A 26085-nucleotide genomic window follows, 5' to 3' on the forward strand; every position below is an offset into this window, starting at 1 on the left:
TCGTCCTTAACGGGTGATCGGGGTCAGGCGCAGCAGGTGCACGCGGCGGCTGTCGGCGTTGAGAATGCGGAAGCGGTAGGCGCCGATTTCAGTGGTCTCGTTGCGCTTGGGCAGGTGGCCGAAGGCGCTCATGACCAGACCGCCGACGGTGTCGAACTCATCGTCCGAGAATGCGCTGTCGAAGAACGCATTGAAGTTCTCGATGGGGGTCAGGGCCTTGACCAGGAAATCGCCGCTGGGCAGCGGCTTGATGTAGCTGTCTTCCTCAACGTCGTGCTCGTCCTCGATGTCGCCGACGATCTGTTCGAGCACGTCCTCGATGGTGACCAGCCCGGCCACGCCGCCGTACTCGTCGATGACCACGGCCATGTGGTTGTGGTTGGCGCGGAACTCGCGCAGGAGCACGTTCAGTCGCTTGGACTCGGGCACGAAGGTGGCCGGACGCAGCAGGTCCTTGATGTTGAAGCTGTCGCCGTTCTCCTTGAGGATCAGCGGCAGCAAGTCCTTGGCCAGCAGGATGCCGAGCACATCGTCATGGCTTTCGCCGATCACCGGGTAGCGCGAGTGCGCGGCGTCGATCACCGCCGGCAGGAATTCGCGAGGCGACTGGCTGGCCTTGATGCTGATCATCTGCGAGCGCGGCACCATGATGTCGCGCACCTGCAGGTCGGCGACCTGGATGGCGCCTTCGACGATGGTCAGCGCTTCGCTGTCGAGCAGCTTGTTCTGATGGGCTTCGCGCAGCAGCTCGAGGAGCTCCTGGCGGTTTTTCGGCTCATGGGCAAACGCCTGGGTCAGCTTACCCAGCCAGGACTTTTGCCCGTTGCTCGATCGATCTTCGCTCATGGCGGTGTACTCGTGGTCCTTGCAATGGTCAGTGGGTGATTGAATCGGTGTCGTCGTCGGCGTAGGGGTCGGGATGACCCAGTTCGGCCAGCAATTGGCGTTCCAGCGCTTCCATTTCCTCGGCCTCATCGTCGTCGATGTGGTCGTAGCCCAGCAGGTGCAGGCAGCCATGGATCACCAGGTGCGCCCAGTGCGCCTCCAGCGACTTGCCTTGTTCGGCGGCCTCGCGCTCGACGACGGGTACGCAGATCACCAGGTCGCCGAGCAAGGGAATATCCAGCAGTTCGTCGGGCACGTCAGCCGGGAAGGACAACACGTTGGTCGCATAGTCCTTGTGCCGGTAGGTGTGATTGAGCGCGCGGCCTTCGTCTTCCTCGACCAGGCGAATGGTCATTTCCGAGTCGGCGCTGCGCTGGCGCAGGGCCAGTTCGCACCAGCGGCGGAAGGCGGCGTCGTCTGGCGCCGCCGCCTCGGTGGCCCGTTGCAGGTCGAGTTCAAGCATCGTGGCCGCGCCCCTCGGGCTTGGCCTGAGCGGCCTCGAAACGGTCGTAGGCTTCGACGATGCGCTGCACCAGCGGGTGACGCACCACGTCTTTGGGCTGGAAGTGCGTGAAGCTGATGCCAGGCACATCCTTGAGCACGTCGATGACGTGGGCCAGGCCCGACTTTGTGCCACGCGGCAGGTCGACCTGGGTGATGTCACCGGTGATCACCGCCGTGGAGCCGAAGCCGATACGGGTGAGGAACATCTTCATCTGTTCCAGGGTGGTGTTCTGGCTTTCGTCGAGGATGATGAAGCTGTTGTTCAGCGTGCGGCCGCGCATGTAGGCCAGCGGGGCGATCTCGATCACCTGGCGCTCGATCAGCTTGGCCACGTGCTCGAAGCCGAGCATTTCATACAGGGCGTCGTACAGCGGGCGCAGGTAGGGGTCGATCTTCTGTGCCAGGTCGCCTGGCAGGAAGCCGAGCTTTTCGCCGGCCTCGACCGCCGGACGCACCAGCAGGATACGGCGCACCTGCTCGCGTTCCAGGGCATCGACGGCACAGGCCACGGCCAGGTAGGTCTTGCCGGTACCGGCCGGGCCGATGCCGAAGTTGATGTCGTTGGCCAGGATTTCCTTGACGTAGCGCTGCTGGTTGGCGCCGCGCGGACGAATGTTGCCCTTGCGCGTGCGCAGCGAGACGCTGACTTCGTTGACGGCGGGATTGTCGATGTTCTCCACGGCCGATTCCTGGAGATAGAGGTGGACCGTTTCCGGCGACAGCTCGATGGCCTTGGTCTCGCGGTAGAGACGGCGCAGCAGTTGTTCGGCGGCGGAGGTGGTCTTGGGTTCGCCGATCAGCTCGAACTGATTGCCGCGGTTGCGGATCTCGATGGCCAGGCGTTGTTCGATCAGGCGCAGATGCGCGTCGAACTGGCCGCACAAGTTGGCGAAACGGTGGGCCTCGAAGGGTTCGAGGGTGAAACGATGGGGTTGTATGGGTGCGTTCAAGGTCGGTTCAAGGCGCTCGACGAAGGATGTGAAACGAAGAATAACCCTTGATCGGCGGTGGCGAAAGCTCTGAAACGATCAAGGGTATGGGGCACTGTGGCAGAGGTATCTGACCGTTGCGCGACAGATCGGTTGCACGCGCGCTGCTCAAGGCAGTGGCGAGAACGGCGTGCGGCCTTCGGCGCTCTGCAGCTCCAGCAGGTACTTGCGGAAGATCTGACCCAGTACCTGGGTAGCGTGTTCCAGTTCTTCTCGCGACATCTGCTCGGTCACCTCGTCGGCCAGGTCCAGGGCGTCTTCGGCGCCGTTGACTGCGGCAATCTTGAGCAGGATGTAGGCCTGGACGTGATTGGCCTGGACCCCTTCACCGCGCATGAACATGCCGCCCAGACGGTACTGGGCCTGGGCGTGCCCCTGCAGCGAGGCTTTTTCGAACCAGTTCAGGGCCTTGTTCAGGTCCTTGGGGGCTTGGTTGCCGCTGTAGTAGAACTCGCCGAGTTCGTACTGCGCCTGGGCATCGCCGGCCTCGGCACTCTGCGCGCAGGCGTTGAGTGCGTTCTCCAGGTCTTGCGGCTGAGCGGTGAGAGTGCAGCGGCCCGTCGCTGGAATCAGCAACGAATTGCCGCCCTCTGCCAGGGCCAGCAGGGGCTGAAGAAGCAACAGGCAGCCCAGCGTCAGGGCACGGCCGGTGCGGTTCATGGGGATCGACTTACCTCTGCAAAGCTGCGGCCAATGTCGTTGATGGCACATTATGGGATAAGCAGCGCCTACCTTACAAAGTTTTACTCTAATTTATCTGAGCACAAAGACATCGGCCGCCAGTGCCTGGACCATCGTGCCTGACGCCCACTGGGGAAGAGGGCGCCAGGCAGGGGGACGACGCCGTTTATTTCAGCGCCGCGAAGGCCTTTTCCGCCGCATCCAGGGTGATCTTCAACTCGGCGTCGCCGTGGGCGATGGAGGTGAAGCCCGCCTCGAACGCGCTTGGCGCCAGGTACACGCCGCCGTCGAGCATCAGGTGGAAGAAGCGCTTGAAGCGCTCGGCGTCGCTGGCCATGACGTCGTCGAAGGTGACGATGTCGTCGGCGCCGCTGAAGTACAGGCCGAACATCGCACCCGCCTGCGTGGTGACGAACGGGATGCCGGCGGCATCGGCGCGCTGCTGCAGGCCGTCGAGCATGCGGCTGGTGAAGGCCGTCAGTTCGTCGTGGAAGCCCGGACGGCTGATCAGCTTCAGGGTGGTCAGGCCGGCGGCCATGGCCAGCGGGTTGCCCGACAGGGTGCCGGCCTGATAGACCGGGCCGAGCGGGGCGATGCAGCCCATGATCTCGCGCTTGCCGCCGAAGCAGCCGACCGGCATGCCGCCACCGACGATCTTGCCGAAGGTGGAGAGGTCCGGCGTGATGCCGTAATGGCCTTGGGCGCCGCCGAGCGAGACGCGGAAGCCGGTCATCACTTCATCGAAGATCAACACCACGCCATGCTGGTCGCACAGGCTGCGCAGGCCTTCGAGGAAGCCTGCGGCCGGGGGCACGCAGTTCATGTTGCCGGCCACCGGCTCGACGATGATGCAGGCCACGCTCTGGCCAACGTCGGCCAGGGTCTTTTCGACGGCGGCCAGGTCGTTGAAGGGCAGGGTCAGGGTGTGCTTGGCGAAGTCCGCCGGCACCCCGGCCGAGCTCGGCACGCCCTGGGTCAGCAGGCCGGAACCGGCCTTGACCAGCAGGCTGTCGGAGTGACCGTGGTAGCAGCCTTCGAACTTGATGATCGCGTCGCGGCCGGTATAGCCACGGGCCAGGCGAATGGCGCTCATGGTCGCTTCGGTGCCGGAGCTGACCATGCGCACCATCTCCATCGACGGCACCAGCGAGCAGACCAGGTCGGCCATCTCGGTTTCCATGGCGGTCGGGGCACCGTACGACAGGCCGTGCTCCAACTGACGGCGCACCGCGTCGAGCACCTGCGGATGGCCGTGGCCGAGGATCATCGGGCCCCAGGAACCGACGTAGTCGACGTAGCGCTTGTCGTCTTCATCGACCACATAGGCGCCTTCGGCGTGCTTGAAGAACAGCGGCGTGCCGCCGACGCTCTTGAACGCGCGAACGGGCGAGTTGACGCCGCCGGGAATGTGTTTCTGGGCTTGGGCGAACAGTGTTTCGGAACGGGACATGGGATCGTCTCTCGAAGTCAGCAAGCGAACAAAGCATTGAAGGCGCGGGCGCGGCGGGTCACTTCCTGCGCGCTGTCGGCACCGAACAGGCCGTGGATCACCGCCAGCAGGTCGGCGCCATGGGCGACCAGCGCGGCGGCGTTGTCGAGGGTGATGCCGCCGATCACGGCGATCGGCAGCGTGAGCTGGGCGCGGGCTTGACCGATCAGCTCGAGGCTGGCAGCCGGAGCGCCGGGCTTGGTCTGGGAATTGAAGAAGCGGCCGAAGGCCACGTAGCTGGCGCCTTCGGCGGCGGCCTGCTCGGCCAGCGCCAGGCTGGCGTGGCAAGTGGAGCCGATGATGGCCTGGCGCCCTAGCAGGGCACGGGCCGGGGTCAGCGGACCGTCGGTCTGCCCCAGGTGCACGCCGACGCCCAGGCGCGCCGCCAGTTCGGCGTCGTCATTGATGATCAGCGCCGTACCGTAGCGCTCGCACAGCCTCATCAGGGCCTCGGCCTCGCGCAGGCGGCGTGCGGTGTCGTCGCCCTTGTCGCGGTATTGCAGCAGGCAGACGCCGCCTTCCAGGGCCGCTTCGACGTGCGCCAGAAAGCGCCCAGCGAGCAGTTGGCTGTCAGTGATGGCATACAGGCCACGTAGCTTCATGGGACGGCCTCGTGTCAGTGGCAGAAATCCAGGGGCAGGCGCCGTGGCACGTACTGGCCGCGACCCAGTCGCTCGGCGTCGCGCAGGGTGCGCCAGGTGTAGTCCAGGGCGCTGCGCACGGCGCTGACCAGTTCCTCGCCCAGGGCCAGGCGTCCGGCCAGGGCGCTGGCCAGGGTGCAGCCCGAACCGTGGTAGCTGCCGGGCAGGCGTTGGCAGGTCCAGGTGTGCTGCTGGCCGCTGCGGCTGTACAGACGGTTGTGGATCTCCACTTCGTCGCCATGGCCGCCGGTGATCAGCAGATGCTCGCAGAACGGCAGGAGTTTCTCCGCGCAGTCGTCGGCGCTGCCAGACGGCAGGTCGGCGAGGATGCGCGCCTCGGGCAGGTTCGGCGTGGCGATGGTGGCCCGGGGCAGCAGGCGCTCGCGCACGGCGTAGCCCACTTCATCCTTGCCCAGTCGACCGCCGCCACCGGCGCGCAGCACCGGATCGCAGACCAACGGCACGTGCGGGTGAGCGGCGAGCAGTTCGGCGACGGTGTCGACCATCTCGATGGAGCCGAGCATGCCCAGCTTGACCGCCGCCACGGGCGAATCGGCCAGCACCGCATTGGCCTGCGCCAGTACCCACTGGCGGTCGAGCACGCGGAAGTCGGACACATCGACGGTATCCTGCACGGTCAGGGCGGTCACGGCCGGTGCGGCGTGACAGCCCTGGGCGATCAGGGCTTCGATATCTGCCTGCAGACCGGCGCCGCCACTGGGGTCGTGGCCGGAAAGACAGAGGACAACGGGACGGGAGCTGTAGGTATTCATGGTCGGCGAGCTTACCACCAAAGCGTTCATAACGGATTCGCCGGTGAGGTAGACAGCCACTGGCGCTGCCCGCGATCCCGTCGGAAACGGCGGTTTCGTCCCTTTGCCTGCCCTGCGATGAGTGCTTCACTGAAGTTTCCAGGCCACCGCGCACCCAGGAGCCTTCGATGAACCTGCATCAGTACGCCGAAACCCACGAAGTCACCAACCAGCCCCCTTCGCTGGACGGCGCCAACCTGTATCGCCTCGATCTGCCGCTGCAGCAATGGTCAAGCCGCTTCGGCGCGGGCTGGGCACACGCGCGCATCGACGCCTATGGCGCGCTGGCCGGCGGGCCGCTGATGGCCGCAGGCTTCCTGGCCAATGCGCATGCGCCGCAGTTCAGCAGCCATGACCGCTACGGTCATCGCATCGACCTGGTGGAATTCCATCCCGCCTACCATGAGCTGATGCGCACCGCCATCGAGCATGGCCTGCCCTCGCTGCCGTGGGCCGAACCGCGTGCTGGCGCGCATGTGGCTCGCGCGTCGATGACCTACCTGCACAGCCAGGCCGAGGCGGGCAGCGGCTGTCCGCTGACCATGACCTTCGCAGCGGTGCCCGCGCTGCGCCTGCAACCGGAACTGGCCGAGTACTGGCTGCCCAAGGTGCTGGCCCGCGAGTACGACCCGCGCAATGTCGGCGACCGGCATAAAGCCGGGGTGACCCTGGGCATGGCCATGACCGAAAAGCAGGGCGGCACCGATGTGCGCGCCAACACCACCCGCGCCTACCCCGTGGGCGCGCCTGGACCAGGGCAGGCCTATGAACTGGTCGGCCACAAGTGGTTCTGTTCGGCGCCGATGTGCGACGCCTTCCTGACCCTGGCGCAGACCGAGCGCGGCCTGAGCTGCTTCCTGCTGCCGCGCCATCGGCCGGACGACCAGCGCAACCAGTTTTATATCCAGCGCTTGAAAAACAAGCTGGGCAACCAGTCCAATGCCTCCAGCGAAGTGGAGTTTCGCGGCGCCCTGGCCTGGATGATCGGCGAGGAAGGGCGCGGCGTACCGACCATCATCGAGATGGTCGCCATGACCCGCTTCGACTGCATGGTCGGCTCCAGTGCCTTGATGCGCCAGGCGCTGACCCAGGCCACGCATCACTGCGCCCACCGCAAGGTCGGCGGCAAGCGGCTCAGCGAGCAGCCGTTGATGCAGAACGTGCTCGCCGACCTGGCGCTGGAGAGCGAGGCGGCGCTGGCCCTGAGCCTGCGCATGGGTCAGGCCCTGGACCAGTTGGACGACCCGCAGCAGGCGCATTTTGCCCGCCTGGTCACGGCGGTGGGCAAGTACTGGATCTGCAAGCGCGCGCCGGGAATGATCAACGAGGCCGCCGAGTGCCTGGGCGGCGCCGGTTATGTCGAGGACAGCATCCTCCCGCGCCTGTATCGCGAGGCGCCGGTCAACTCCACCTGGGAAGGCTCGGGCAACGTGCAGTGCCTGGACGTGCTGCGGGCGCTGTCCAAGGAGCCGGGCGTGCTCGATGCGCTGTTCGTCGAGCTGGGCGACGGTCATGGCGACCCGCGCCTGGCCGCGCACATCGGCAACCTCAAAGGTGCGCTGGCCGACAGCGATGACATCCAGTACCGCGCCCGGCAACTGACCGAAGACATCGCCGTCGCGCTGCAGGCCAAGCTGTTGCTGGAGGCGGGCAATGCCACGGTCAGCGATGCCTTCATCGGCAGCCGTCTGGGCAGCGGTGGTCGCGTGTACGGCGCGCTGCCGCGTGGCATCGACGTGCTCGCGCTGATGGAGCGGGCGACGCCGATGTGAACGTTGCGCTTTTCTCGACCGGGCCGCTGCCACAGATGAATTTGCAATGGATCGCAGGCAAGATGGTCTGCATGCATGAGTCCAAGACAGGAAGCCCAGCGTGAGCCAAGCGTTTGTAGTCGTTGATACCCCCGAACAGGCCGTCGACCGTCTGGCGGCCCTGCATGAACAAGCCACCAGTGCCCTCAGCCAGGCGCTGAAGCGTTACCTCAAGGACCGTACCGAGCCGGATGAGGCGCAGCGCGCGCAGTTCCGCTACCCGGCCATTCGCCTGACCTACTTCAGCCAGGGCGAAGTCGCCGCCACCACGCGCGCCTATGCCAAGGTCCAGGTGGCCGGCACCTACAGCGTCACCGTCACCCAGCCGGCGGCCTTCCGCAGCTACCTGCTCGAACAGCTGCGCCCGCTGATGCATGACTACACGGTGACCGTGGAAGTCGGCGTCAGCGAGCAGAACATTCCCTACCCCTATGTGGTCGACCAGGGCGATGAACTGGCCGGCAGCGGCATCACCGCCGCCACCCTGGCGCGGGTATTCCCCAGCACCGACCTGTCCGCCGCCACCGACAACATCGCCGACGGGCTGTACGACTGGGAGAGCGCCGAAACCCTGCCGCTGGCACTGTTCGACGCTGCGCGCACGGATTTCTCCCTGCGCCGGCTGGTGCATTACACCGGCAGCGATTGGCGCCACATGCAGCCGTGGATTCTGCTGACCAACTACCACCGCTACGTCGATCAATTCATTGCCCACGGCCTGGAGCAACTGCACCAGGATCCGCGCTTCGTGCGCATGGTCCTGCCGGGCAACGTGGTGATCGAAAAGGGCATGGACAACGGCGAAGCCCAGGCCCTGGTCGCTGGCGTGGTCTGGCACCGCTACCAGATGCCGGCCTACCACCTGATCGCGGCCGACGGCGACGGCATCACCCTGGTCAACATCGGCGTTGGTCCTTCCAATGCCAAGAACATCACCGACCATCTGGCCGTGCTGCGGCCGCACTGCTGGCTGATGATCGGCCACTGCGGCGGCCTGCGCCAATCGCAGACCATCGGCGACTACGTGCTGGCCCACGCCTACATGCGCCGCGACGGCATCCTCGACCGCGTGGTGCCGCCGAACATTCCCATCCCGGCCCTGGCCGAGGTGCAGTTGGCGCTGCAGGAAGCGGCGGCGCAGGTCACTGGCGAACGCGGCGAGCAGTTGAAGAAGCGCCTGCGCACCGGCACCGTGCTGACCTACGACGACCGCAACTGGGAGCTGCGTTGGGCCCAGGAGCGGCCATTGATCAACCTGTCGCGCGCCGTGGCGGTGGACATGGAAAGCGGCACCATCGCCGCCCAGGGTTATCGACTGCGGGTGCCTTACGGCACCTTGCTGTGCGTCTCCGACAAGCCGCTGCACAGCGAGATCAAGCTGCCGGGCTCGGCCAATGCGTTCTACAACCGCGCCGTCAGCCAGCACCTGAAAATCGGCATCGCCGCCCTCGACCTGCTGCGCACCGAGCTGGACACGCTGCACTCGCGTAAACTGCGCAGTTTCGACGAGCCGCCGTTCCGCTGAGGACCCATGCCCCTGCTTCCCCGCTCCAAACCGCGCCGCCCGGCGGCGCGTCCTACCGGCCCCCGGCGCCCGCCCAAGGCGCCACCGGCCGAACCGCGCCTGATCCTGTTCAACAAGCCGTTCGACGTGCTCACCCAGTTCAGCGACGACCAGGGGCGCGCCACGCTCAAGGACTTCATCGACCTCCCCGGTATCTATCCGGCTGGGCGGCTGGACCGCGACAGCGAGGGTCTGCTGCTGCTGACCAACGACGGCCAGTTGCAAGCGCGCATCGCCGATCCTCGGCACAAGTTGCCCAAGACGTACTGGGTGCAGGTGGAAGGTGAGCCGAGCGCCGAGCAGTTGCAGCGTCTGCGCCAAGGCGTGGAACTCAACGACGGTATGACTCTACCCGCCGAGGCCCGGCCGCTGGACGAGCCGACGCTGTGGCCGCGCAACCCGCCGGTGCGCTTTCGCAAGAGCGTGCCGACGGCGTGGCTGGAGCTGGTGATTCGCGAAGGCCGCAACCGTCAGGTACGGCGGATGACGGCAGCGGTGGGGTTGCCCACTTTGCGCTTGGTGCGAGTGCGCATCGGCGATTGGACGCTGGATGGGTTGGAGCAGGGGTGTTGGCGCGAGGTGCCGGCGAAGCTGTAGGCGCGCGGCTCGCTGGCAGGCCCGCTCCAGGTACTACACGCCTTCGATGAAGCCCACCACCACGCTCTTGATGATGAACGCCATCACCCCGAGGCCGAGCACGAAGAACAGGATCAGCGTCCCGAAGCGTCCGGCCTTGGACTTCTTCGCCAAGTCCCAGACGATGAAGCCCATGAAGCCGATCAGCACGCTGACCAGCACGATCATCATCCATTCTTCGAATACGGCGGGGTCCATCGTCCGGCTCCTGTCAGTCAGAGCGCCCGATCATACGCCGCCCTCGGCAGGATTCAACGCAGGTGGGTCAATGGCATCTCGGTACTGGCCAGTACCTGGTTGAGCACGAAGCTCGAACGCACGCTGGTGACGCCTTCGATACGGGTCAGGCTGCCCAGCAGCAGCTTCTGGTAATGGTCCATGTCCGGGACCACCACTTTGAGCTGATAGTCCGCGTCCATGCCGGTGACCAGGCTGCATTCCAGGACTTGGGGCAGGCTGCGGATGGCGGCTTCGAAGGTCTCGAAGCGCTCGGGGGTGTGGCGATCCATGCCGATCAACACGTAGGCGGTGAGGCTCAAGCCGAGCTTCTTGCGATCGAGCAGCGCCACCTGGCGCGAGATATAGCCATCGTCTTCGAGCTGCTTGACCCGTCGTGAGCAGGGCGAGGGCGACAAGCCGATGCGCTCGGCCAGTTCCTGGTTGGAAATGCGGGCGTCACGCTGCAATTCGGCGAGGATGCTCAGGTCGTAGCGGTCGAGCTTGCTCATGGACAATGCCTTTTCTGTTCGGATTGCGGCGAATTATCAATCCTGAGTGAAAAATTGCGCAAGTGCTATTTATCACCGCAATCTTCGCAATCCTGTGCCGGTCCCGATCCTCTATCGTTACCTACAGAATCACTGCCCGGACTCATGTCCACAGCGACGCGCCTCAAGCGGGCGGTCGCGGCCAGCCATCCCATCGGATCAACTGGCCCCCGGGCTGCGCAGGGTCCAGAAGACCTGGCGAGGTGAGCCGACGCCACAAGCGTCGAGCACGGACGACAATTCCCGAGGGGAGGCCGACTGGCCTCCCTTTTTTATTGTCTGAACCTCACCTGCGCGGCGGGTTAGACTGCGCGGACCAAGCAGCAGCGCTAGCGAGAGGAATCATATGAGGTCGCGCATCGGGCAGTGGGCGGTAATCGGGGTGCTGGGCATGGGCATCAGCCTGGGCGCACTGGCCATCGGACCGGGCGACGCGCCCGGCAGGCCTGCTCCGCCCGATCCCAACGGGCCGGGCGTGCCCAGTTCGCCCCTGAACTCGCGCGACGAAGTGCGCCAGACCGAACCGCCGCGTCCCGGTTACTACCAGGATATTCCGCGCCGCCCCGGCGATTACCGTCGCTGGGAAGCCGGCGGTCCGGGCCAGCGCCCCGGCGGCGACTGGCACGGCAGGCCCGACGGCCATGGCGATGGCTGGGGGCCGGGCCCACAGTACCGTCCCGGCTACACCACCGATCGCTTCCCCGACCGCTACCGGCGAGTGCCGTATCGCGGTCAGGACTACTACTATTCCGGCGGCTACTGGTATCGCCCCCACGGCGGCGACTACATCGTGGTGCGCCCGCCGTATGGCCTGAGGGTCGACGCGCTGCCGTCCTACGCCCAGGAAGTCTGGCTCAGTGGGCTGTTGTATTTCCTGGTCGCCGACACCTACTACCAGTATCAGCCCGACCGCCAGGACTATGTGGTGGTCAACCCGACGGCGCCGGCCTACGCCCCGCCACCTGAGCCCCAGCCCGGCGGCGGTTACGACGTGATCGCCTATCCGGCCAATGGCCAAGGCCCGCAGCAGCAGGAGCAGGACCGCTACCACTGTCATCGCTGGGCGGTCAGCCAGTCCGGCTTCGACCCGGCCACGGCCAGCAGCGCGCCGCCGCCCGGTGTGGCTAATGACTATCGCCGCTCGCTGGCGGCGTGCCTGAGCGGACGGGGTTACAGCGTCAACTGAAGCGCGCGGCGTTACACCGGGTCGGCATGCACCATCACATCGGCTCGCGGATAACCCTCACGGATCGCCGCCGAGGCCTGTACGCATAGCGCGTGCGCCTCGTGCAGCGGCAGCTCGCCCGGCAGTTCCAGGTGCAGTTGCACGAACCAGTGACTGCCCGACATGCGCGTGCGCAGGTCATGCACGCCCTGCACACCGGGGATCGCCAGCGCCAGCGCCTGCATGCGCTCGACCACCTCGCCGGGCAACTCCTGGTCCATCAGGATCGAGGTGCTCTCGCGGGCGATCTGCACCGCGCTCCAGAGGATGTACAGCGCAATGGCCAGGCCGAAGATCGCATCCAACTGCGGCCAGCCGAAGCGGGCCAGCAGCAGGGCCAGCAGAATGCTGCTGTTGAGCAGCAAGTCGGACCGATAATGCAGCGAATCGGCACGCACCGCCGTCGAGCCGGTGACGCGGATGACTTTGCGCTGAAAGGCCAGCAGCGCCACGGTCAGCACCAGCGACAGCAGCATCACCGCAATGCCAGCACCGGTATCGCCCAGCGGCTGCGGCGATTGCAGGCGTTCTACCGCCTGCAGGCCGATGAGCACGGCACTGACCGCGATGAACAGCGCCTGAGCCATGCCGGCCAGTGCTTCGGCCTTGCCGTGGCCGAAGCGGTGGTCGTCGTCGGCCGGGCGCAAGGCGTAATGCACCGCCAGCAAGTTGAGGAGCGAGGCCACGGCATCGAGCATGGAATCGGTCAGGCCGGCCAGCAGGCTCACCGAGCCGCTCATCCACCAGGCCACGGCCTTGGCCAGGACCAGGATACTGGCCACCGACAGCGAGGCGCGGGTGACCAGGCGCAGCAGGCGTTGATGTTCGGCGTTGGTGGTCATGCACAGGCCTCGGACGGGGAAGGGATCAGGCGGCGGGCACCAGGCCGAAGGCGGCCAGTTGCTCGACGCTGCCGCGGTGCTGGATCAGGCGCGGGTCGTCCAGCGGCAGGCGCTGGCCCAGTTCGCTTTCGAGGATGGCCTGCAGCTTGAGCTTGTCGACATTACCCTGGGCATCGACGGCGGGCTTGAGTTTGGCCGGGTCGATCTGCGCGGTCTTGCCGCCGGGGTAGTAGATGGCGCCGGTGGCGAAGTCGACGCCGAAGGCGATCAGGCCGGGCAGCACCCAGAACAGGATGCCGATGGCGTCCATGACCGCGACCACCGGGTCGATCTTGCCTTCGATCTGGCCACGACGGTCGGGATAAATGATAGTGCCGCACGCCGTCATTTGAGTCAGCAGAACCGCGATGAGGGCGCCGCCGATGATGCGGGAAGGGATGCGCATGGGAATCTCCGGAAAGAGGACAACGGGAACCTGGCCGATCAGCTTCGGCCTGCAATCAGACCATGCCGCCGCCATTTCGGTTCGCCGTTATACCCGCTCGCTCCAGGTAGAGCCACCGCGATTGTGTGACCGTTTGATCGAGGGGTGTCGCGCCGCCCGCCAGGGACGGCGCGACGGTTTCATCAGGTAGGACGGGTGCTGCTTTGCCCTTCGTCAGTGGGCGTGCCTTGAGTAGTGGCCTGACCGCGTTCTGCCAACTCGATCGGGTCGGGAGTGGCCGTTTTTTTCGAGCCTGGCAGGTTGTCCTTGATTGCATCGCTGACCACGTTGATCCCCGCCACGACGCTTTGCGGACCGAGCTGACTCACGCCGCGGCTCACGTGGTAAGCATTCTCCAGCGTGCGCCGCACGCCGGCTGGCTGGGTGTGGGGAAGCGAGTCGCGGTCTGGATGGAGAATGTTCTGCACCGGAACGCTGGCCCGTGAGGCGAGCTTGTCTTCACCGTGCAGGGCCTTGTTCTCCAGCGGCGCCGCCACACTGTTGGCGAAGAACGGATGCAGCGTCAGGCCCGAGGACACCAAGGTGCTGATCACCATCACCATCTTTTCCAGGTCGCCGGGTTTCTGGGCCATGCCCGTCGCGTCGACAATCGCTGCTGCGGCTGATTTCAATTGCGCAAGGGCGGCATCCCCGACCCCCGTGCGCATCTCGATCCCAGGGAATGCGCCGACGATACGGTTGATCAGGTCGCTCAAGTTGGCCATGTCCAGTGGGTTGAGTTTGCCCAGTACATCGCGCAGCGTTTCGGGCATCACCTTGCCCCAGTCCTTGGTCTGCTGGGTCACTCGATAGGTGGGAATGCGTTCGTCGCCATGGGTCTGGGCGTATTTCGCCACCGCCTGGCCGCCGGCCATGAACGTGCCGCCTGCGGCCGATGCGAGCGAGCGTGCGCCGATGCCTGTCGTGTTCAGCGAGGTGTATTGATTCAACAGCTCACGCAGGGCATGGGCGGTGCCGAAGGCCAGGTACCCGGCGAAATCGCCACTCATGGTGCCGAAATTGTTGGCGTTCTGCAGGCGCTTGAAGTCCTTGCGCTGGTCTGCCCGGGTGGTGTCCTGGCGGGCGAAATCGGGGTTGGCGACGCGTCGCCCACCTACGCTGATGTCTTTCAATGGCGTGGGGTACACGGACATTGGATCGACCTTGACCATGGTTCTGCCAATGGTTTTGTCGACCGACGCCTGGACGAATGGACGGATGCCGTCGCTGATGAGCTTGTGTGAACCGCCCAGCACCGCCGAGGTGGCCGCGGTGTGGTTGATGAAGGGCTCATTGGCCATTCGCTCATCGATTGCCGATGTGCTGGCGCCGAAGTGCCCCGCTGACGCGACGCCCTGGGGGATTCCCGCGCCGAGGAACACTGCCGCACCGATGAGCAGGCCGGAGTGGGCCTTGAGGTCTTTGATCGTATCCTGGCGCGTGACGTTGTTCAGGGCGTTATCCAGGCCCTTGCTGGCCTTCGTCGCCTGGGCGAGCGGGATCGAGGTGTGTGGTTGGTCTTCTTGCGCCTTGCTGATGAAACCTTGCAGTTCGGTACGCACGGCCTGTAGCTGGTTCAGTTCATAGCGCGCGTCTTCCCGCGTTTGCTTGCGCAGCGTCGGGTCGTTCGCCGTCGTCTGCGCGTGCTCGATACGGCTTGTCAGGAAGATGCCAAGGCGCTCGGGCATGTCTTTGCTCATGTCCTTGATCACGCCTTTGGCGTAGCCACGAAACGCCTCGTGACTGCGAGTCAAATGCGGCAGGTCGGCGGGGTTGTCATTGTGCTTTATGACTTCCTCGCACAACGTGTGGTAAGCCCCCAGGGTGTCGCCTACACGCGCGCAGTGGGCATCCCAGACCGCCGTGAAACCACCGTCCTGGTCTCGTTGCTCCTGAGGTTTGAGCAGGAAGGCGGTGAAGTCTTGGCTGAAGGCCCGGGCTTCATCGTGGCCCGACAACATCGGGTGCGGCCGTCCGCCCATTTCGGCCAGCTCCCGGTGCAGGTTCTGGTAACTGGTATCTGCGACCACCTCCAGCGCCATGCCTTCGAGCTTCATGCGTTGATGGGCAAAGGCCAGGGGCGTGTTGGCCAGGCTCTGCTCGGTCAGCGAGGCGATCACAGGATGAAGTTCGCTTCGCTTGCTCTGCAGCGCTTGCGACGGCGCGCGCGTCAGTGCGCCGAGATGAAAGGGCACCAATGCTCTGGAGGAGGTGGTTACATCCCGAATGGGCGGGGCCGTGGTGATCGCATCGTCCTGTTGCTGGCGCTGGACCGCCAGGCTCTGGCCTACGGATAAATCTGCCATGGTGTCTCTCCTAGTTCGACAACGCGTGGGTGAAGCCTGCTGGGCGTCTGCCGGTTTTCGGCGCCTGGGCAGCGTTGGCCGGTGGCGCGGCCTGTGGGCCGTCCATGAAGTAGCCGTTGCGCCAGTTCAGCGCCATGTCGGCGATACCGCCCATCAGGCCGAGCAGGTGTTCGGCGGTGAGGGTTTCCAGCGGCACGTGGCCGATCAGCGTCACCTCCTGGTTGTCGCTGTTGTAGGCCAGGGACGGGCAGAACGGCCCGCTGAGCAGGTACAGGTTGGTTTCCAGCAGCCGTTGCAGCACCGCTTCGCGGTGGGCGGTGGGCAGCGGTCCGAAGCTGGCGTAGATGAACACGTCACCCTCGCCCACGCTGGGGGTGTGCTTCAGGGAAAAGTCGACCGCCTTGACCGACAGGTTGGCGTGTTCATAGAACGCGGATGGACTGGGAATCATCGTCAGTGCACAGAGCTGATCGATCAGCCTGCAATAGGAAGGTGCCGCCATGAGTGACCTCGTGTCGTCAGGCAGGCGCGGGAGGCACCTGCTGCTGGTGAGTGACCCCTGCAAGCTTTCGGTTCCGGGCACTTCGTCGCGTCGCCAGGTGGGGAACCGCCGGGCCGCTCTCGGCCACCCATGGGCGCCACCTCATTCAAGGTTGACCGCCCATGTCCCGTTCACCTTCACCGCGCTCGGTCTGCACAGGGCTCTCCCTGCTGGCCATGGCGACTGTGCTGTCCGGCTGCCAGCACCTCGAACCGCAGCTGACCATCGGCGACCGGTTCGCCAACGAGCCCTACCGCTCCCAGCTACGCTGGCGCACGCCCGCGCCGACCGACACGCTGGTGCACATCGCGCAACGCTCGCCGCACAGCGACGGCAGCCTGTGGGCACGCATGCGCCAGGGTTTTTCGCTGCAGTCCGAGACCGATGGCGTGGCGCGGGTCGATGCGCAGCGCCGCTGGCTGATCGAGCGTCCGGGGTTTCTCACCCAGACCGGGCGCGCCGGCAGCCGCTACCTGCACTTCATCGTCGGCGAACTGAGCAAGCGCAACATGCCGCTGGAGTTGGCGCTGTTGCCCGCCATCGAGAGCGGCTTCAACCCCAATGCGCAATCGCCCGCCCAGGCCATGGGCCTGTGGCAATTCATCCCGGCCACGGGACGGCGCTATCGACTGGAGCAGCGGGCGGGCTACGACGAGCGTCGGGATATTCCAGCCTCCACCCGCGCCGCCCTGGATTACCTGTCCTACCTGCATGACTACTTCGAGGGCGACTGGCTGCTGGCCCTGGCCGCCTATAACGCAGGCGAAGGGCGCGTGCGCCAGGCCATCGAGCGCAATCGCGCCCGTGGCCTGGCGACCGGTTACTGGGACCTGGCGCTGCCTGGCGAGACGCAGAACTATGTGCCGCGGTTGCTGGCGCTGTCGCAGTTGGTCAATGCCCCAGCGGACTACGACATCGACCTGGAGCCCATCGCCGATCAGCCGTACTTCCAGATGCTCGCCCTGGCGCAACCGGTGGACCTGGCGCACCTGGCGCAACTGTCCGGTGTGCACGAGCGCGAACTGCGCATGCTCAACCCGACCGAGCGCGGGCGGGCCAGTGGACGCGTGCTGCTGCCCATGGCCGCGTCAGGTCGATTGACCGCGCAGCCGGACTTGATCGCCAGGGCCGCGCAACCCGGCGCGCCAAGCCGCGACGCGCCCGGGAGGGTCACGCCCGAGCGTGTCCCGGTCGGCCCGCAGGTCGCGCAGGCCGACGAGCCGACGCTATAGACAGGCCGCCGCGACGCTGGCCAGGTGTCGGCCACGCGGGTCCATCAACACGTACGAACCGATGGTATTGCAGGCAAAACCGAACGACACACCGCGCTCCGGGTCGGCGAAACCGACGGTGCCACCGGCGCCCATGTGCCCGAACGCCTCGCGGCCCATGCCATAGCTGCCATTGGTCACCTGGGGTTGGTCGAGCATCACGCCCAGGCCGAAGCGCGCCGGTGTGTGCAGCGTGGGGTCGTACTCGGCGCTGTGCTCGCGCAGCATTTCATTGAGCATCGGCGATTCCAGCAAGCGGCCGTCGAGCAGGCCGGCGTAGAAGGTCGCCAGGCTGCGGGCATTGCCGTGGCCATTGGCCGCCGGCTGGGTCATGCGCTTCCAGCCCGGTTCGTTGCTGCGCCCCAGCAGCATCGGCGGGTTGGCGAAGGCCAGCGCGCTCATGGTCGTGGGTGCGTTGAGCACATCCTGCAGCACACGGGCGAAGGCCTCGTCGCAGATATCCTCGCGAGTCCGCGCCATGTACGCGCAGCGCGCCATGGTCGCCTCGTCCAGGCCGAGGTGGAAGTCCAGCCCCAGGGGCTCGGCCACCCGGCTGCAAATACTCTGGGCGGGCGATACGCCGTCTACCCGGCGCAGCAGCTCGCCCAGGATCCAACCGAACAGCAAGGGCGAATAGGTCTGCCGTTCGCCGGCGCTGGCCCAGGGCCGTTCCCCGGCGATCAGCTGCGCCATGGTGTCCCAGTCGTACAGGGTCTGTGGCGCCAAGGGCGTGCGGATGGCCGGCAGCCCGGCGCGGTGGCACAGCACCTGGCGCAGGGTGATCGAGGCCTTGCCCGCGTCGGCGAACGACGGCCAGTACTGGCAGAGCGGGGTATCGAGGTCCAGTCGGCCTTCGCCCACCAGTTGCATGATGGCCACCGCCGTGAAGGGCTTGGTGCAGGAGAACAGGTTGAGCAGGGTGTCCTGTTGCCACAGGCGCTCCGGTTCCGGCCCGGCCAGGCCGGCCCAGAGATCGATGACGGTTTCGCCGTCGACTTGCAGGCACAGGGCGGCGCCGCGCTCGAACGGGCTGTGCATCAGGGCGATGAAGGCCGCCCTGACCGGCTCGAAGCGCGGGTCGCAATGGCCATGGACTACGGGTGCGTGCGTCATGTCAGCTCCACAGATCGGCAAAGGTCATCCCTGAGTGAGCGCGGCGGTCGAATCGGTTCAGAGGCCTGTTCGAGAACCCGGCGAGGGATCTTTTCCGTGCACCCGGCCACTCAGGGACAACCCCCTTGTTCCCGGAGCTTGTCCATGGCCAACGCCTGTACCCTCGACTTCAACAGCGATGCCTTCCGCAGCGCGGCCTACCAGCACTACGCGACGCTGCGCGAGGCCGCGCCGGTGTTCCTCAGCCAGCCGCCGGGGCAGTTGCCGATCTGGTACGTCACCGGCGCGCAAGACGTGGAAACGGTGCTGCTCGACAGCGAACGCTTCGCCCGTGATCCGGCCCGCATCAGCCCGCAGTTCGCGGTGATGATGGGCGGCGATCAGTCCATCGCCTTTCTCAACGACCACATGCTCAACCGTGACGGGGAGCGCCACCGGCGTCTGCGTCGCTTGGTGAACAAAGCCTTCACGCTCAAGGCGGTCAACGCCATGCGCCCGCGCATCGAGCAGATCGCCGAGCGCTTGCTGGACCAGGTCGGGCCGAGCGGGTATCTGGACGTGGTGAGCCAGTACGCGTTTCCCCTGTCGATCATCGTGATCGCCGAACTGCTCGGTGTCCCGGCCCAGGACCGGGACGATTTCCGCCGCTGGTCCCAGCTCATCGTCCAGCAGGTCGGGCATGACCTGAGCGAGTTGCAGCGTTGCTATGCCGAGTTCGCGAGCTACATGCTGGCCTTGATCGAGCAGCGCCGCGCCGCGCCCACCGACGACCTGGTGTCGGCGCTGGTGCAGGTCGAGGAGGAGGGCAACGTGCTCAGCAGCAGCGAGCTGTGCAGCATGATCGCCCTGCTGATCGTCGCCGGGCATGAAACGACGGCGTCGATGATCGGCAATGCGGTGTACTTGCTCCTGCGACATCCGCACACGCTGATTCAGTTGCGCGATTCGCCAGACTCGATGGCCAACGCGGTGGAGGAATTGCTGCGCTATGACTCGTCGGTGGAACGTGCCATGGTGCGCTTCGTCACCCAGGACACCGAGCTTGGCGGGCAACGCTTGCAGCGCGGTCAACTGTTGATGGCGGTGGTGGGATCGGCCAATCGCGACCCGGCGCTGTGTGCCCAGCCCGACCTTCTGGATGTCACACGCCCAGCATGCCCGCACCTGGCGTTCGGCAAAGGCGCCCACTATTGCCTGGGCGCCTCGCTGGCGCGTCAGGAGCTGGAGATCGCCTTGAACACCTTGCTCAGGCGCTGCCCAGGCCTGCAACTGGAGGGCACGCCCGAGAGCGTGCGCTGGCGCTACGTGCCGAACTTCCGCGGGCCGCAGGCCTTGCCGGTGCGCTGGTCGGTGGCCTGACGCCGTTGTCAGTGGCGAAGCAGAAAACCTGGGACCGCTGCGCGCTCCATCGCGACGCAAGGCCGCTCCTACAAGGGCCGGTGAGCTGCCAGAAGTTGAGCAAGACAGTTGCGCCCTTAGCCTCTAGCGCTCGATGATCTCCCAATCTGTCTGACACCGCGCCGGCTGCGTGTGGGAGCGGCCTTGTGTCGCGATTGGACCGCGAAGCGGTCCCGAGGATGGCAGCGGCGAAGCAGAAAACCTGGGACCGCTGCGCGCTCCATCGCGACGCAAGGCCGCTCCTACAAGGGCCGGTGAGCTGCCAGAAGTTGAGCAAGACAGTTGCGCCCTTAGCCTCTAGCGCTCGATGATCTCCCAATCTGTCTGACACCGCGCCGGCTGCGTGTGGGAGCGGCCTTGTGTCGCGATTGGACCGCGAAGCGGTCCCGAGGATGGCAGCGGTTAAGCAGAAAACCTGGGACCGCTGCGCGCTCCATCGCGACGCAAGGCCGCTCCTACAAGGGCCGGTGAGCTGCCAGAAGTTGAGCAAGACAGTTGCGCCCTTAGCCTCTAGCGCTCGATGATCTCCCAATCTGTCTGACACCGCGCCGGCTGCGTGTGGGAGCGGCCTTGTGTCGCGATTGGACCGCGAAGCGGTCCCGAGGATGGCAGCGGTTAAGTAGAAAACCTGGGACCGCTGCGCGCTCCATCGCGACGCAAGGCCGCTCCTACAAGGGCCGGTGAGCTGCCAGAAGTTGAGCAAGACAGTTGCGCCCTTAGCCTCTAGCGCTCGATGATCTCCCAATCTGTCTGACACCGCGCCGGCTGCGTGTGGGAGCGGCCTTGTGTCGCGATTGGACCGCGAAGCGGTCCCGAGGATGGCAGCGGTTAAGTAGAAAACCTGGGACCGCTGCGCGCTCCATCGCGACGCAAGGCCGCTCCTGCAAGGGCCGGTGAGCTGCCAGAAGTTGAGCAAGACAGTTGCGCCCTTAGCCTCTAGCGCTCGATGATCTCCCAATCTGTCTGACACCGCGCCGGCTGCGTGTGGGAGCGGCCTTGTGTCGCGATTGGACCGCGAAGCGGTCCCGAGGATGGCAGCGGTTAAGCAGAAAACCTGGGACCGCTGCGCGCTCCATCGCGACGCAAGGCCGCTCCTACAAGGGCCGGTGAGCTGCCAGAAGTTGAGCAAGACAGTTGCGCCCTTAGCCTCTAGCGCTCGATGATCTCCCAATCTGTCTGACACCGCGCCGGCTGCGTGTGGGAGCGGCCTTGTGTCGCGATTGGACCGCGAAGCGGTCCCGAGGATGGCAGCGGTTAACTAGAAAACCTGGGACCGCTGCGCGCTCCAATCGCGGCACAAGGCCGCTCCCACGAGGGCGTGCAAGATTGCAGGAATTGAGCCGGACAGTGACTCGAACTAGGCTTCAGCGCGGGCTGTCGGGTCCTGCACTGGCTGCCCGTGGGGGCGGGGGTGTCGCGCTACGGATCAAGCCCGTGCCATCCGCCCGACAAGCCTGCTCCACACGCACACCGGAGTCTGTAGAAGGTTCCGAGGTCAGGTGCAGCCCGTAGAGCACCACATCGGCACGCAGCTCGGCGAAGCGGGCGATGCCAGGAAAGCGGCCCCATTGCGCGGCCCCCAGCCCTTGCACGCCACGTTTGCTCGCCGCGTTATGCTCGATGATCCAGGCCACCAGCGTCTCGAAGCCGTAGCGTCGGGCCAGCACCACCGCGGCCTGGCCGAGGCGAATGCCCACACCGCTGCCGACGTGGTCGTGGCGCACGTAGATCGACACCTCGCCGGTCAGCCGGCACGCCTGGGCGCCCCAACTGAAGCGATTGACGATCAGCCAGGCGACCACCTCGCCGCCGCGTTCGAGCACATAGATCGGATCGCCCTCCTTGACGAAGCAGTCGACGAAGAAGGTCATTTCCTCCAGGGAAAACGCTCTGAGCACGGGGGAGCTGGTGCCCCCCAGGGCGCTTTCGTTGAAGATCGCGGTCATCGTCGGCAGGTCCTCGGGCGTGTAGCGACGCACCCCAGGGGGCAGCTCGGAGCGACTGTTCAAACGGTTGGCGATCATGCGCGAGCCTCCCCGAACACACTGCGCTTGAGGTGTTCGCGGGCCCGGAACAGGCGCGAGCGCACGGTGCCGATCGGCACGCCCAGGCGCTCGGCGGCGTCGCGGTAGCTGCTCTCGGTGTCCACGGCGGTCAACAGGGTTTCGCGCATTTCCTTGGGCAGCGCGTCCATGGCCGTCAGCGTGCGGTCCAGCAGTCGATGGTGGTCGCACTGCTCGCCCAGGTCGATGCCGTCACTCATTTCGTGGCATTCGCTTTCATCGAAGGCGCACAGCGGCGGCTGCGCGTAGTACCGGCGGAAATGGTTGCGGATCAGGTTCAAGGCGATGCCGCACAGCCACGTGTCCGGCTTGGCCAGCCCTTTGAATTTCTCCTGATTGCGCCAGGCCTCCAGGTACGTGAGCTGGATCAGGTCATCGGCGTCGTCCTGGTTGAGCACGCGTTTCTGGATGAACAGACGCAGCTTGCGCTCCTCGCCGAAGGTGATGCCGGGCGCGGACGTGTTCGGGGTTGATGCGAAGTTCAGACAAGCCATCAGTAAATCCCTCTGATAGGTGCATAACGTCGATCCGATGTCGACAAGCCCTATCAGCAGAACCTGTGCCAAACCCAAATTACTCAATAAGCAATTGATAAATAACGATTTTATTTTTACGGTTGCAGGCGGTTTGTGCAGGCCGCTGCACAGGCCAGTCCCGTGCCACTGCAAGAACTTGCACCGCCCGGCCGCGTGAAAATGCCCACCATCGCCGTCCGGCGAACGGCGCGGAAAAAGCCTGTGGGGAGGATGGAACCGAACGCCGAAGTGCTGCCACCCACTGAGCATCCGAAACCACGCTCATGGTCATCATGAAAGTAGAAGCGCCGAGACATATGCGCAGTGCCGTGCCACTGGCCCAGGCCGTTTCGGCCTTGGCGCAACTGAGCACGCCAGCGCCAACGCAGCAGGCCGTGCAGTCCAGTTCGATGGAGGAGGTCGGCATGACCTTCAGCCATCACGTGGAGCGCAGCACCAAGGCCCTGAGCCAGCGGCGCATTCGCAGTGCGCGTAAAGAGGTGGGCCAGACCCGGATCGAAACGCGCGAGCGCCTGGAAGAGTGGTACGACCAGCTCGGTCATCCCGGCAAGCTGAGCCTGAGCGCCATGGCCGCCCAGGTCGGCGCCTTGCTCTATGGCGAGCCGGCGCTCGAAGACCTGGTGCAGGCCAGCGGCGCCGATCCGGCCCGCACCGACCTGATCCTGCAGCAGGTGCTGCGCGAGGCCGAGGCGCAAGGGCGCAAGGTCGAAGCCCAGCGCGCCCGCGACTACCTGCAACGGCTGCGTGAGCAATATGGCGCGCAGATCCAGGCCGGCATGAACATCGCCGAGGCCTTGCGCGCCGCTGGCGGCGACCCCGAGTTGCGCCAGGCCGTGCGCCGCCTTTACTACGACACCGTGGTGCTCAAGCAGTCGCTGCCGAGCATGATGCAGGCGCTGCTCGGTCTGTTCGGCGAAACCGCGTTCGTCTCCGGCCTGGACATGATGCGCCGCGCCCTGGCCGACGACATCGCCGCGCAGACCCCGTCGAGCCCCACCGCCAAGCTGCGGGCATTGCTGATCGGCCTGGCCGTCTCCACGCAACTGGGCAGCGTGCTGCACAGTTGCCGGCAATTGCTGGAGCAGTTGGCCGACGGTTGCCCGGCCAGTCAGCTCACGGCGGTGCTGTTGCTGCAGCGCCTGCTCGGGATGGCGGCCAGTGGTGTGTCGGCGGCCGAAGTGCGCCGCATCGGCCGCGAACTCGGTGGCGAACAGGAGCGCGATCAACTGGTGTCGCTCAACGGCCTGTATGCCATGCTCAAGCGCCTGCCGCTGGCGCTCTGGCGCGACGGCAAGAGCCGCCAGAGTGCGCTGAAGACGGTGCTGGTGCTGCTCGATGAGCGTTCCCGTGGCGAAACACGCGGACAGACCGCCGCCCCGATCAAAGGGGTGTTCGCATGATCGCCCTGTTGAACCGCGCTGCGGGCGCGGCGCTGCGGCGCATCGAAGTGGCCGGTGCATTCGTGGTGCTGGGCATCGTGTTCATGCTGATCCTGCCGTTGCCCACCTCGGTGGTCGACGTGCTGATCGCCATCAACATCTGCATCTCCTGCCTGCTGATCGTGCTGTCGTTGTACCTGCCGCGCCCGCTGGCCTTTTCCTCATTCCCGGCCGTGCTGCTGCTGACCACCTTGTTCCGTCTGGCGCTCTCTGTGGCCACCACCCGGTTGATCCTGCTCCAGGGCGACGCCGGGCATATCGTCGAGGCGTTCGGCAACTTCGTGGTCGGCGGCAACCTGGCCGTGGGTCTGGTGATCTTCCTGATCCTCACCGTGGTCAACTTCCTGGTCATCACCAAAGGCTCCGAGCGCGTGGCCGAGGTGGCCGCCCGTTTTACCCTGGACGCGTTGCCGGGCAAGCAAATGTCCATCGACAGCGACCTGCGCGCCAACCTGATCGATGTCAGCGAAGCCCGTCGCCGCCGCGAAGAGCTGAACAAGGAAAGTCAGCTGTTCGGCGCGATGGACGGGGCGATGAAGTTCGTCAAGGGCGACGCCATCGCCGGCCTGGTGATCGTGGTGATCAACCTGATCGGCGGCTTCTCCGTGGGCATGATGCAGCACGACATGGGCGCCGCCGAATCGATGCACCTGTATTCGGTCCTGACCATCGGCGACGGCCTCATCGCGCAGATTCCTGCACTGCTGATTTCCCTCACCGCCGGCATGATCATCACCCGTGTGTCACCGGAGGGGCAGCCGGCCGGCAGCAGCATCGGCAAGGAGATCGCCAGCCAGTTGACCGCCGAGCCCAAGGCTTGGGTGATCGCCTCGGTGGGCATGCTGGGCTTCGCTGCGCTGCCCGGCATGCCGACGCTGGTGTTCATCGTCATCGCCCTGATCACCGGCAGCGCCGGGGTCGTCCAGCTGTATGCCCGCGCCCGGCAGGCGCGCCAGGGCGACGACGCGCCCACGGCGGTGGCGCCCGAGGACAACGGTGCCGAGGACCTGCGCAGCTTCGACCCGACCCGCGCCTACCTGTTGCAGTTCTCCGTGGCCATGCAGGGGCACCCGGCCACCGACGGGGCGATCCAGACGCTGCGCAAGAAACGCAATGGCCTGGTGGCCGGGTTCGGCCTGACCTTGCCGCCCTTCGAGATCGAATACAGCGCGCTGCTGGAGGACGACGAGTGTCGTTTCTGCGTGCACGAGGTGCCGATGTTGCGCGCCACCTTCGGCGAGCGCGTGGCCGTGGCGCGCGGGCCGCTGCCGTTCGAGCCGCGCCAGGCGCAGGTGGGCAGCGAGGTGCGCGACGAGCAGCAGTGGTTGTGGTTGCTGCCCGACGATCCGCTGCTGGCGCACGAGCAGGTGGAAGCGGTATCGGCCAGCGAACTGCTGGTGGAGCGCATGAGCCGCGCCATGTTCGCCACCGGCCCGCAGTTCCTGGGCTTGCAGGAAAGCAAGTCGATCCTCAGCTGGCTCGAAGCGGGCCAGCCAGAGCTGGTGCAGGAGTTGCAGCGGACCATGCCCTTGGCGCGTTTCGCCGCCGTGCTGCAACGCCTGGCTGGGGAGGGCGTGCCGCTACGGGCGGTGCGTCTGATCGCCGAGTCGCTGATCGAGCACGGGCAACACGAACGCGACGTCGGCGCCCTGACCGACTACGCCCGCATCGCCCTGAAGTCGCAGATCTATCACCAGTACCGCGACGCCGAGGGCCTGCATGCCTGGCTGTTGACCCCGGAAAGCGAAACGCTGCTGCGCGAGGCGCTGCGCCAGACCCAGACGGAAACCTTCTTCGCCCTGGAAAGCGGGCACACCCGGGCATTGGTGCTGCAACTGCGCGAAGGCTTCCCCCTGCGCGCCAAGCGCGTGGCCGTGCTGCTGGTGGCCCAGGACCTGCGCGCGCCGCTGCGCGACCTGTTGCGCGACGAATTCAACCACGTACCGGTGCTCGCCTACAGCGAGCTGCACAGCAACGCCCAGGTCAACGTCCTGGGCCGTTTCGACCTGGAGCAGGATCACCTGCAGGTGGAAGCGGCCGCCTGAGGGCCAGTCGCGTCACGGAACCATTGCATACAACGAAGGCCGG

24 protein-coding genes are annotated in these 26085 nt (G+C 65.9%); 8 read left to right on the top strand and 16 right to left on the bottom strand.

Annotated features, from left to right (window positions below):
- Window positions 1-6 precede the first annotated feature (6 nt).
- The 7 genes from ACK2SD_RS03575 to ACK2SD_RS03605 form a co-directional block, all read right to left on the bottom strand.
- Window positions 7-846 (bottom strand): HlyC/CorC family transporter, encoded by an 840-nt coding sequence (locus tag ACK2SD_RS03575; protein ID WP_029611926.1) that lies wholly within the window; start codon window positions 844-846, stop codon window positions 7-9.
- A gap of 28 nt (window positions 847-874) precedes the next feature.
- Window positions 875-1348, bottom strand: a complete 474-nt coding sequence (gene ybeY / locus ACK2SD_RS03580; RefSeq protein ID WP_039580578.1) for an rRNA maturation RNase YbeY — start codon at window positions 1346-1348, stop codon at window positions 875-877.
- Window positions 1341-2339 carry a PhoH family protein gene (locus ACK2SD_RS03585; RefSeq protein ID WP_412461353.1) on the bottom strand — a complete coding sequence of 333 codons (999 nt, stop codon included), beginning with the start codon at window positions 2337-2339 and terminating at the stop codon, window positions 1341-1343. The genes ybeY and ACK2SD_RS03585 overlap by 8 nt, the downstream gene beginning before the upstream one ends.
- 147 nt (window positions 2340-2486) lie before the next feature.
- Complete coding sequence (locus ACK2SD_RS03590; protein ID WP_412461354.1) at window positions 2487-3038, bottom strand: tetratricopeptide repeat protein; 552 nt, start codon at window positions 3036-3038, stop codon at window positions 2487-2489.
- 187 nt (window positions 3039-3225) lie between these two features.
- Window positions 3226-4509, bottom strand: a complete 1284-nt coding sequence (gene hemL / locus ACK2SD_RS03595; RefSeq protein WP_412461355.1) for a glutamate-1-semialdehyde 2,1-aminomutase — start codon at window positions 4507-4509, stop codon at window positions 3226-3228.
- 17 nt (window positions 4510-4526) lie between these two features.
- Complete coding sequence (gene thiE, locus ACK2SD_RS03600; RefSeq protein ID WP_116889355.1) at window positions 4527-5150, bottom strand: thiamine phosphate synthase; 624 nt, start codon at window positions 5148-5150, stop codon at window positions 4527-4529.
- A 14-nt stretch (window positions 5151-5164) separates the two neighbouring features.
- Entirely contained in the window at window positions 5165-5962 is a 798-nt protein-coding gene (locus tag ACK2SD_RS03605) for a hydroxymethylpyrimidine/phosphomethylpyrimidine kinase (RefSeq protein WP_412461356.1), read from the bottom strand.
- Window positions 5963-6129: 167 nt separating this feature from the next.
- Here ACK2SD_RS03605 and ACK2SD_RS03610 point away from each other — a divergent pair, with 167 nt between their 5' ends.
- From ACK2SD_RS03610 to ACK2SD_RS03620, 3 genes are all read left to right on the top strand, one after another.
- Window positions 6130-7773 (top strand): acyl-CoA dehydrogenase family protein, encoded by a 1644-nt coding sequence (locus tag ACK2SD_RS03610; RefSeq protein ID WP_412461357.1) that lies wholly within the window; start codon window positions 6130-6132, stop codon window positions 7771-7773.
- Window positions 7774-7873: 100 nt separating this feature from the next.
- Window positions 7874-9337: an AMP nucleosidase gene (gene amn, locus ACK2SD_RS03615; RefSeq protein ID WP_116889351.1), complete on the top strand. Its 1464-nt coding sequence runs from the start codon at window positions 7874-7876 to the stop codon at window positions 9335-9337.
- 6 nt (window positions 9338-9343) lie between these two features.
- Complete coding sequence (locus tag ACK2SD_RS03620; protein ID WP_412461358.1) at window positions 9344-9973, top strand: pseudouridine synthase; 630 nt, start codon at window positions 9344-9346, stop codon at window positions 9971-9973.
- 33 nt (window positions 9974-10006) lie between these two features.
- Here ACK2SD_RS03620 and ACK2SD_RS03625 read toward each other — a convergent pair whose 3' ends face one another.
- Entirely contained in the window at window positions 10007-10210 is a 204-nt protein-coding gene (locus tag ACK2SD_RS03625) for a DUF2788 domain-containing protein (RefSeq protein WP_029611922.1), read from the bottom strand.
- A 53-nt stretch (window positions 10211-10263) separates the two neighbouring features.
- Window positions 10264-10740, bottom strand: a complete 477-nt coding sequence (locus ACK2SD_RS03630; RefSeq protein ID WP_029611921.1) for an Lrp/AsnC family transcriptional regulator — start codon at window positions 10738-10740, stop codon at window positions 10264-10266.
- Window positions 10741-11125: 385 nt separating this feature from the next.
- On the opposite strand from ACK2SD_RS03630, the gene ACK2SD_RS03635 reads away from it, so the two are divergent.
- The gene (locus ACK2SD_RS03635; RefSeq protein WP_039580555.1) at window positions 11126-11965 is read left to right on the top strand and encodes a DUF6515 family protein; all 840 of its coding nucleotides are present in this window, start codon (window positions 11126-11128) and stop codon (window positions 11963-11965) included.
- An 11-nt stretch (window positions 11966-11976) separates the two neighbouring features.
- On the opposite strand, the gene ACK2SD_RS03640 is transcribed toward ACK2SD_RS03635, so the two are convergent.
- From ACK2SD_RS03640 to ACK2SD_RS03655, 4 genes are all read right to left on the bottom strand, one after another.
- Window positions 11977-12846: a cation diffusion facilitator family transporter gene (locus ACK2SD_RS03640; protein ID WP_412461359.1), complete on the bottom strand. Its 870-nt coding sequence runs from the start codon at window positions 12844-12846 to the stop codon at window positions 11977-11979.
- Between the two features lie 25 nt (window positions 12847-12871).
- The gene (locus ACK2SD_RS03645) at window positions 12872-13291 is read right to left on the bottom strand and encodes a polyribonucleotide nucleotidyltransferase (RefSeq protein ID WP_412461360.1); all 420 of its coding nucleotides are present in this window, start codon (window positions 13289-13291) and stop codon (window positions 12872-12874) included.
- A gap of 182 nt (window positions 13292-13473) precedes the next feature.
- On the bottom strand, window positions 13474-15636 hold the full coding sequence (locus ACK2SD_RS03650; protein WP_412461361.1) for a type III effector: 2163 nt from the start codon (window positions 15634-15636) through the stop codon (window positions 13474-13476).
- Window positions 15637-15646: 10 nt separating this feature from the next.
- Entirely contained in the window at window positions 15647-16138 is a 492-nt protein-coding gene (locus ACK2SD_RS03655) for a type III effector (RefSeq protein ID WP_412461362.1), read from the bottom strand.
- Between the two features lie 161 nt (window positions 16139-16299).
- On the opposite strand from ACK2SD_RS03655, the gene ACK2SD_RS03660 reads away from it, so the two are divergent.
- The gene (locus ACK2SD_RS03660; protein WP_412461363.1) at window positions 16300-17409 is read left to right on the top strand and encodes a transglycosylase SLT domain-containing protein; all 1110 of its coding nucleotides are present in this window, start codon (window positions 16300-16302) and stop codon (window positions 17407-17409) included.
- Here the strand turns inward: ACK2SD_RS03660 and ACK2SD_RS03665 are convergent.
- Window positions 17404-18561: a serine hydrolase domain-containing protein gene (locus tag ACK2SD_RS03665; protein WP_412461364.1), complete on the bottom strand. Its 1158-nt coding sequence runs from the start codon at window positions 18559-18561 to the stop codon at window positions 17404-17406. The genes ACK2SD_RS03660 and ACK2SD_RS03665 overlap by 6 nt on opposite strands.
- Before the next feature lie 144 nt (window positions 18562-18705).
- Here ACK2SD_RS03665 and ACK2SD_RS03670 point away from each other — a divergent pair, with 144 nt between their 5' ends.
- The gene (locus ACK2SD_RS03670) at window positions 18706-19920 is read left to right on the top strand and encodes a cytochrome P450 family protein (RefSeq protein WP_412461365.1); all 1215 of its coding nucleotides are present in this window, start codon (window positions 18706-18708) and stop codon (window positions 19918-19920) included.
- A 1403-nt stretch (window positions 19921-21323) separates the two neighbouring features.
- Here ACK2SD_RS03670 and ACK2SD_RS03675 read toward each other — a convergent pair.
- Entirely contained in the window at window positions 21324-21983 is a 660-nt protein-coding gene (locus ACK2SD_RS03675) for an N-acetyltransferase family protein (RefSeq protein ID WP_412461366.1), read from the bottom strand.
- Window positions 21980-22516, bottom strand: a complete 537-nt coding sequence (locus ACK2SD_RS03680; RefSeq protein WP_412461367.1) for an RNA polymerase sigma factor — start codon at window positions 22514-22516, stop codon at window positions 21980-21982. Before ACK2SD_RS03680 ends, ACK2SD_RS03675 begins: the two co-directional genes overlap by 4 nt.
- 305 nt (window positions 22517-22821) lie before the next feature.
- On the opposite strand from ACK2SD_RS03680, the gene sctW reads away from it, so the two are divergent.
- Window positions 22822-23958: a type III secretion system gatekeeper subunit SctW gene (sctW, locus tag ACK2SD_RS03685; protein WP_412461368.1), complete on the top strand. Its 1137-nt coding sequence runs from the start codon at window positions 22822-22824 to the stop codon at window positions 23956-23958.
- Complete coding sequence (gene sctV / locus ACK2SD_RS03690) at window positions 23955-26042, top strand: type III secretion system export apparatus subunit SctV (RefSeq protein ID WP_412461369.1); 2088 nt, start codon at window positions 23955-23957, stop codon at window positions 26040-26042. The genes sctW and sctV overlap by 4 nt, the downstream gene beginning before the upstream one ends.
- Window positions 26043-26085: the final 43 nt, after the last annotated feature.

It is taken from the genome of Pseudomonas sp. SC11, assembly GCF_047039205.1.
In the GTDB taxonomy this organism is placed as follows: Bacteria; Pseudomonadota; Gammaproteobacteria; order Pseudomonadales; family Pseudomonadaceae; genus Aquipseudomonas; species Aquipseudomonas boreofloridensis.

Excerpts from the sequence above, each read along its gene's own strand:
- ACK2SD_RS03645 (WP_412461360.1), bottom strand. The coding sequence starts at position 13,291 with ATGCGCATCCCTTCCCGCATCATCGGCGGCGCCCTCATCGCGGTTCTG.
- ACK2SD_RS03620 (WP_412461358.1), top strand. The coding sequence starts at position 9,344 with ATGCCCCTGCTTCCCCGCTCCAAACCGCGCCGCCCGGCGGCGCGTCCT.
- thiE (WP_116889355.1), bottom strand. The coding sequence starts at position 5,150 with ATGAAGCTACGTGGCCTGTATGCCATCACTGACAGCCAACTGCTCGCT.
- ybeY (WP_039580578.1), bottom strand. The coding sequence starts at position 1,348 with ATGCTTGAACTCGACCTGCAACGGGCCACCGAGGCGGCGGCGCCAGAC.
- ACK2SD_RS03665 (WP_412461364.1), bottom strand. The coding sequence starts at position 18,561 with ATGACGCACGCACCCGTAGTCCATGGCCATTGCGACCCGCGCTTCGAG.
- ACK2SD_RS03630 (WP_029611921.1), bottom strand. The coding sequence starts at position 10,740 with ATGAGCAAGCTCGACCGCTACGACCTGAGCATCCTCGCCGAATTGCAG.
- ACK2SD_RS03640 (WP_412461359.1), bottom strand. The coding sequence starts at position 12,846 with ATGACCACCAACGCCGAACATCAACGCCTGCTGCGCCTGGTCACCCGC.
- ACK2SD_RS03610 (WP_412461357.1), top strand. The coding sequence starts at position 6,130 with ATGAACCTGCATCAGTACGCCGAAACCCACGAAGTCACCAACCAGCCC.
- ACK2SD_RS03635 (WP_039580555.1), top strand. The coding sequence starts at position 11,126 with ATGAGGTCGCGCATCGGGCAGTGGGCGGTAATCGGGGTGCTGGGCATG.
- sctW (WP_412461368.1), top strand. The coding sequence starts at position 22,822 with ATGGTCATCATGAAAGTAGAAGCGCCGAGACATATGCGCAGTGCCGTG.
- ACK2SD_RS03655 (WP_412461362.1), bottom strand. The coding sequence starts at position 16,138 with ATGGCGGCACCTTCCTATTGCAGGCTGATCGATCAGCTCTGTGCACTG.
- hemL (WP_412461355.1), bottom strand. The coding sequence starts at position 4,509 with ATGTCCCGTTCCGAAACACTGTTCGCCCAAGCCCAGAAACACATTCCC.
- ACK2SD_RS03625 (WP_029611922.1), bottom strand. The coding sequence starts at position 10,210 with ATGGACCCCGCCGTATTCGAAGAATGGATGATGATCGTGCTGGTCAGC.
- ACK2SD_RS03590 (WP_412461354.1), bottom strand. The coding sequence starts at position 3,038 with ATGAACCGCACCGGCCGTGCCCTGACGCTGGGCTGCCTGTTGCTTCTT.
- sctV (WP_412461369.1), top strand. The coding sequence starts at position 23,955 with ATGATCGCCCTGTTGAACCGCGCTGCGGGCGCGGCGCTGCGGCGCATC.
- ACK2SD_RS03660 (WP_412461363.1), top strand. The coding sequence starts at position 16,300 with ATGTCCCGTTCACCTTCACCGCGCTCGGTCTGCACAGGGCTCTCCCTG.
- ACK2SD_RS03575 (WP_029611926.1), bottom strand. The coding sequence starts at position 846 with ATGAGCGAAGATCGATCGAGCAACGGGCAAAAGTCCTGGCTGGGTAAG.
- ACK2SD_RS03670 (WP_412461365.1), top strand. The coding sequence starts at position 18,706 with ATGGCCAACGCCTGTACCCTCGACTTCAACAGCGATGCCTTCCGCAGC.
- ACK2SD_RS03675 (WP_412461366.1), bottom strand. The coding sequence starts at position 21,983 with ATGATCGCCAACCGTTTGAACAGTCGCTCCGAGCTGCCCCCTGGGGTG.
- ACK2SD_RS03605 (WP_412461356.1), bottom strand. The coding sequence starts at position 5,962 with ATGAATACCTACAGCTCCCGTCCCGTTGTCCTCTGTCTTTCCGGCCAC.
- ACK2SD_RS03680 (WP_412461367.1), bottom strand. The coding sequence starts at position 22,516 with ATGGCTTGTCTGAACTTCGCATCAACCCCGAACACGTCCGCGCCCGGC.
- ACK2SD_RS03650 (WP_412461361.1), bottom strand. The coding sequence starts at position 15,636 with ATGGCAGATTTATCCGTAGGCCAGAGCCTGGCGGTCCAGCGCCAGCAA.